The 6124-nt window shown below is 38.3% G+C and carries 4 protein-coding genes and 1 tRNA gene; 4 read left to right on the top strand and 1 reads right to left on the bottom strand.

The annotated features are described in order from the left end of the window. The first annotated feature begins 102 nt into the window (after nt 1-102). The 3 genes from M901_RS09320 (at nt 103) to queG (ending at nt 4875) form a co-directional block, all read left to right on the top strand. Entirely contained in the window at nt 103-2052 is a 1950-nt protein-coding gene (locus M901_RS09320; protein WP_021277950.1) for a hypothetical protein, read from the top strand. 121 nt (nt 2053-2173) lie between these two features. Then, nucleotides 2174-3859 carry a pyruvate kinase gene (gene pyk, locus M901_RS09325; protein WP_021277952.1) on the top strand — a complete coding sequence of 562 codons (1686 nt, stop codon included), beginning with the start codon at nt 2174-2176 and terminating at the stop codon, nt 3857-3859. Between the two features lie 2 nt (nt 3860-3861). Next, nucleotides 3862-4875 (top strand): tRNA epoxyqueuosine(34) reductase QueG, encoded by a 1014-nt coding sequence (queG, locus tag M901_RS09330; protein WP_021277953.1) that lies wholly within the window; start codon nt 3862-3864, stop codon nt 4873-4875. Here the strand turns inward: queG and M901_RS09335 are convergent. Then, the gene (locus tag M901_RS09335) at nt 4864-5637 is read right to left on the bottom strand and encodes an alpha/beta hydrolase (protein WP_021277951.1); all 774 of its coding nucleotides are present in this window, start codon (nt 5635-5637) and stop codon (nt 4864-4866) included. The genes queG and M901_RS09335 overlap by 12 nt on opposite strands. A 157-nt stretch (nt 5638-5794) precedes the next feature. Between M901_RS09335 and M901_RS09340 the strand changes: the two genes are divergently transcribed. Continuing rightward, nucleotides 5795-5870: transfer RNA gene (locus M901_RS09340), tRNA-Phe, on the top strand. Nucleotides 5871-6124: the final 254 nt, after the last annotated feature.

Below are 6124 nucleotides of genomic sequence, written 5' to 3' on the forward strand. Positions count from 1 at the left end.
TTGATCTATATCACAGGCCGGGAATATCTTCCCGGCCTTTTTAATTTTCACGAAATTGATAGAATATAAGCTGGGAAAAGAGTCTGCCCAGGAAAAGGTATTATGGAAATTAACGATTATAGTACAAGATTGGCACAAGCAAGAAGCAATTATAACGAATCAACGAATGAGCTACGTGATGCTTATAATAAAGACGTTAATAAGCTAGAAGAGCTTCATGAGATGAAACAAAAGAAGCAAGCTGAGAATTATTCTAATTCAAAGAATAAATTAGAAAATCAGCAAGCTGACTATATCAATGAGTATAATGCTAAAACTTCAGAGGCCATAGAAGATAGAACAAGAGGCTTTAGAAAAGACTTAGAAAGACAGAAAGAGTCTTTTAACGAAGATAGAAGTCGTATTAAAGAAGACTTTGATAGAAGATTAGGGGAGTTATCAGATACTTACCGAGTAAGAGATGATGAATCTAAGGCCTATAATGAACAACGTTTAAAGACAACTCGTGATCGTTATGACAAGCAAGTTGCAAATCTTAATGATCAATTCCAAGAAGAAATTGATGATGTCAGTTACAGGGCCAACAATAGTATTCGTGAGAATATGCATCAGGCCAATAAAGAAAGACGCAGAATCATTACTGATAATGAAATGAATACAAGAGAGCTTGTTAAGAATAATAATCTTACTAAGAACCAAATGGTAAATAAGCATGCTCAAGATATTCAAAATCTCAGAGATACTCAGGCCGAGACGGTTAGCCAAATCAAAGACTATCATAATGAGTCATCGAAGGATTTGAGAAAGGTTAAAAATAGCGAACAAGATGTTCTTCAAGAGAATTTTAGAAAATTAACAAATGATATCTCTGCCAGAAATCAGCGTAAGAGAAAAATCGAAGTAAAAGAAAACGAATTAAGACAAAAGAATCTTGAAAAAGAATATGCTGCCAATATTTATCAAGCTCGCCGTGAGATGAATGAGAAATTAAAGGGTGGGGATCGTTCTGATATAGTTCAAAAGAAGTTAGATCACACGGTTTCATCTTATGAAGACCGTATCAAGTCAATCTATGAGAAAGTTCAAGATGATAATTTTAATCAACAGATTGATAAAGAGAGAATGGCCGATAGCTTCTCTGCAACGATTAAAGATCTAAAGTTTAAGAATCAACAAAATAGAGATGAAAGTGAAACTCAGTTCAGAGACTTTAGAACAAATGAGCTATCTAAAGTTAAGGATAAAGCAGAATTGGCCACTAAGACATTCCAGAAAGAAATTCGTAATTCTGAGATGAGAGCAGAGGCCCAGTCCCTTAAGGATAGTGCTTATAATAAGAAGGTTCTTACTAACCAACGTAAGATCTTCGGTGATACAGTTAATACTTTAAATGAAAAAAATAGAGAAGCGCTAACAGAGCTACAAGCAGAGCACGCCAAAGAAAAGACACGCTTTATTGAAAAGACAAGAAGAGATCACCATAACGAACTTCAAGATACAAAGTTTGAAATGAAAAGGGTGATGGCACAAAAAGAGAAGAGTCTTGTTGAAAGAAATGAGCAATTGGTAAAGAATCAACAGAAGATGATGATGCAATATGAAGAAAAACTTGATCGACTCGAGAAGAAAGCTCACAAAGAGATTGAAAAGTTGAAGATGATGCATGCTGAAGAAAGTGATGCTAATCGTATTGCAACAAAGAGACTTCTTAATCAAAAAGATAGAGAGAACGAATTTGAAAAAATTCAGATAAAGACTGAATACGATAAGAGACTTTCTAGGGCCAAAGATATGTCTGATATGCAGATTGAAAAAACGGTTGAACACTATGAAGATTTACTCTCAAGAGAGAGAGATGATTTTAAGAGAAAGTTTCAATCTAAAGTTAGTGAAATGCAGTCTGACTATGAGAAGCTTTATCAACAAAATGAACTTGAAAAGGCTACGATGCAGCGTCAATTCTCTGATCGAATTGAAGAGCTTAGAATGGCAAATGCTAAGGCCATAGAGGAAAAAGCTGAATCATATAAGAGTAAGATGTATAACTCTTAATTCTTCTAATAATTAATATAAGTTAAACATAATCTTAACTAAGAAGGCTTCACTATTTGGTAGAAGCCTTTTTTTTTGCATGATAGAATAGTCCTATACGATAAGAAATTTTGGAGTACGAATGAAAGTCAGAAGGGCAAAGATTGTTGGGACACTTGGACCATCGTCAAATACTGTTGAAATGATTGAAAAGCTAATTAAGGCGGGATTAAATGTTGCGCGTGTCAATATGAGTCACGGAACACATGAAGGTCATGCTCAGCTTATTCAAAATATTCGTACTGCATCTAAGAATATTAATCGTGAAGTTGGTATCCTGATTGATCTTCAAGGGCCAAAAATTAGAACTGATAAACTTCCTGATGGACTCCAGCTTAAGGCCGGTGAGACATGGGTTATTGGTCAAACAAAAGATATCGAAAATTATCCAGAGTATAAAGATTGTTATATCCCAACTATTTACGACAAACTTGTTGATGATTGCCATGATGGTGCAAGAATTCTCTTTGATGATGGAAAACTAATGGCCAAGGCCATTGAAAGAGATAGAGACGTTTATAAGATTGAAGTCATTGTTGGGGGAGAGTTGAAGTCTAATAAAGGGATTAATCTCCCTGATTGTGATGTTTCTGCTCCTGCCTTTACTGATAAGGATAGAGAGGACCTTCTCTTTGCTCTAAAACACAATATTGATTTTGTTGCTCTTTCTTTTGTAAGAAGAAGAGAAGATATTATGGAAGTGAAATCACTTCTACATAAACTAAAAGTGAATGTGCCAATTGTTTCTAAAATAGAGAAACCTCAAGCCGTTGAGCATATTGAAGAAATTCTCGATGTTACGGATATGATTATGGTGGCCCGTGGAGATATGGGGGTCGAGGTAGGTAACCATCTTGTTCCTTCAATCCAAAAAGACCTCATTGATAGATGTAATGAGAGAATGATTCCCGTTATCACTGCAACTCAGATGCTTGAGAGTATGACTGATGCTCCGACACCAACTAGAGCAGAGGCCAGTGACGTTGCCAATGCTATTTGGGATGGAACAGATGCTGTGATGCTCTCTGGTGAATCAGCCTCCGGGAAATATCCCGTTGAAGCCGTTCAAATGATGAATGATATTATTTTTGAGGCAGAAAAGAAGCCAAAGGAAAGACCACTTCTAAGACATATGGACCTTTCATCGGTTAATTCATCGCTAATGGTCGCGGCGTCAATGATTGCTGAAAAAGTCGATGCAAAGAGAATTCTTGCCTTAACTGAAGGTGGAAACTCTTGTCTGAGAATTTCAATGTTTAGACCACAAACACCAGTTGCAGCAGTCACATCATCAATTTCTGCTGCGAGAAAAGTTTGCCTTTACTGGGGAGTTTATCCTTTCTTAATCAAAGAGTACCCTGAAGACATGAGTGGTTACCAAAAGGCCGTTCTGGCAGAGGCGAGAGAGAGAATGGATCTTCATAATGGTGATAAGGTTGTTATCACACGTGGTGATGGTCGTTACTTTTCAAAAGGTAATTCAAACTCTGTTAAAGTCGATATTATCAAGGATGCTCCAAAAGTTTTGGGTTCACATGAAGTTGTTGAAGAAGCAGCTGATGAGAAGAAGAGAATTCATTTAGATCTTAGCGTGTGTGCGACTTGCCAAAACTGTGTTTCAATCTGCCCACATGATATTTGGATTGCAGATTCTAAGACTAAGATGACTCACTTAAAAGAAGAGAATATTGGTGCTTGTTCAATGGATATGGAATGTGTCAGAACTTGTCCAACAGGTGCGATTGAGATTATCCCAAAATTTGATTAGTCATGAATGAGATTTCAAGAATACTTAGAAAACATCAAATAAAGAAGTGGGGGGTCGTCAATGACCCCCTTGCTCATTCCTATGAACACTATAAGAAGTGGCTCGAAAGGGGAGATCACGGTGTTTTAAAGTATCTTGAGGGTGAAAGAGGAGAAAAGAGAGAGAGTATCAAGAATTACTATGAAGACTTTCGCTCAGCTCTTGTTATCGCTTATGATTACTCGAGAACATCAAAAGTATCTCAGGCCTTCTACGAAAGTGAAGCGAGCAACGGTCTTAGAATCGCAAATTACGTTCTAGGATTTAAAGGGCGTGACTATCATTTCGAATTAAGAGAGAAGCTCGAAGAATTGGCCAAAGACTTCAAAGAACTCTATCCCAATGTAGAAATTAAACATTCTCTCGATACTCAACCAGTACTTGAAAGAGATCTCGCGATGCGCGCCGGACTCGGTTGGTTTGGAAAGAACTCGATGATTATCAACAAGGAAATAGGCAGCTATTTTATTCTTGGGGCGCTGTTTTTCTCAGAAGATATTAGCTCAGATGTAGAGCAGAAGCCTTCTGTTGAAGTTGATCACTGTGGGAATTGCACAAAGTGTATTGATCTTTGCCCAACTGAGGCCATTGATGTGAATAGTCGAACCCTTATCGCTGATAAGTGCATTAGTACTTTTTCAATCGAATTATTTAAGGAGGCGGCTGCACCAGAGGGGATGGAAAAAGGACGTGGAGAGATTTATGGTTGTGATATATGCCAAGATGTCTGTCCGTGGAATAAACGTGTTATAAGGCAATCTGACGACGTTACAGTTGAAGAAATTGAAGACCTCAAGCAAAGAAACCAAATTCTCTTTGATCTCTTTTTGACGGATGATTTGGCAGTGATAATTAACAAGCTCGAAGCGATGTCCAATCGTGAATACCGCAGAGTCACTAAGGACACTCCCGTCGCGAGGACGGGAAGAGTCGGTATGCTAAAGAATTTAAAATTTTATTTAGATCTAAAGAAATGACGAGTCTTTAAGAAACTTTTTAATGTGGGCCGCTGCCAACTCTGGCATATGATGGGCCAGTCTCTTAGGCTTCTCAATTGTGACATGATTACCTTGTTCTTCAAGGAATTCAACTAATCTTTCTGAGCCATCTTTTCCAACGACCACGTCATCATCACCAGTGATAAAATGAATTCTTTGACGAGAAATCTCCAGTTCTTCTTTCTTTTCTTTTATCCATGGAAAGACTTGTTCCGGAGGGATATTCTCACTGACAAGTTGACCTCTGAGATTCAGAGTTGATTTGTAAAAAGGCGTCGAAAAAATATGTGTCACACCTGCTGGAGGTAGGCCAAATCCCACACAGACACAAAGAAGTTCATTGACAGTGAAGAGCTCTCTCTCAAGTGCCATTAATGATGTTAGAGCACCAAGCGAGTGCCCACCAATGACAAGCTTTTGACCACCCTGAGGGTAGTGTGATTTGAGATATTCATAGGCCCTTAGAAAGAATTGTGGCGCGACATCTTTAAAAACATCGAGGCCCTCAATCTCATGATAAGAACCAAGAAAATGTCCTGGTTGGTCAAAAATAATGGCCGGTACATTCTCCTCACTCACTCTCGCGGCCCAATTCAATAAGCTGCCTTTGTGAGAAGTATAACCATGAGTAAAGATCGCAAACCTATCTTCTTTTACACTTTCTTGCGGTGGCAAGAATGCCATAGCATTTACGATCGTCTTATCGACTTCTAAAGTGACTTTAAGTATTTTACTATTCATAGGCTTAATCTAAATGCTGACCGAGACTTTGGCAATTCCCGCTGTTTTTTGTTTAGCGCATTGCCACAATGAGTTAAATTAAATTAGCGAAATTACGAAAAAAAAGTTTGACGAAATCCATCCACTCCATTACATTAAATCTCACTTAACCATTTATGCCCTGATAGCTCAGTTGGTAGAGCAAAGGACTGAAAATCCTTGTGTCCGTGGTTCGAATCCGCGTCGGGGCACCATTAAAAAGCCAGAACTTATGTTCTGGCTTTTTTTATTTTAAGCACAAAAAATGCATACCACACAATTCAAAGGATTTTCAGGGCTTTGCTCGTTAGAGCAACCTGACCGAAAAAACGTGCCCAAAGCGCACGTTTTTACCTCTTAAGTAATAAGTCAAAAGAAGATCAATGCGAATGCGAGTTCGGGCAGGCCGTAGCCCACGACGGGCGGAGGTGTCCAACGAGCAGGATGCGGTGAATTTAATAAAAGATAA

The sequence above is a fragment of the Bacteriovorax sp. DB6_IX genome (genome assembly GCF_000447775.1).
Classification (GTDB): domain Bacteria; phylum Bdellovibrionota; class Bacteriovoracia; order Bacteriovoracales; family Bacteriovoracaceae; genus Halobacteriovorax_A.